Origin of the sequence: Halomonas urmiana (assembly GCF_005780185.1) — a bacterium.
Classification (GTDB): Bacteria; Pseudomonadota; Gammaproteobacteria; order Pseudomonadales; family Halomonadaceae; genus Halomonas; species Halomonas urmiana.
The window spans coordinates 1-247 of record NZ_VBUI01000115.1 but is presented as its reverse complement, the minus strand read 5'-3'; the positions used below and the strand labels follow the sequence as shown (position 1 = coordinate 247).

The following is a 247-nucleotide window of genomic DNA, read 5'->3' as shown; positions in this document are numbered from 1 at the left end:
CTGGGTGCGCAACTGGCGAATCAGGTCCAGGCCGCCCATACCGGGCAGGCCAAGGTCGATGATCGCCAAATCATGGTTGAACTGGCCGGTCTGGTACAGGGCTTCTTCGGCATTGGCCACGGCTTCGACCACATGCCCGCTGTCGGTCAGGCGGGTAAACAGGTGATGACGCAGCAGCGCCTCATCTTCCACCACCAGCAATTTCATAAGGTTCTCCACTGCAATTCAACTAGCCGACAGGGGGATA

General features: G+C 58.7%; 1 protein-coding gene. It reads right to left on the bottom strand.

The window, feature by feature from the left end; all coding sequences use genetic code 11:
• Positions 1-207, bottom strand: a 207-nt coding sequence (locus FEI13_RS18990) for a response regulator (protein ID WP_138183033.1), incomplete at its 3' end; no start/stop codon positions are given.
• Positions 208-247 lie beyond the last annotated feature (40 nt).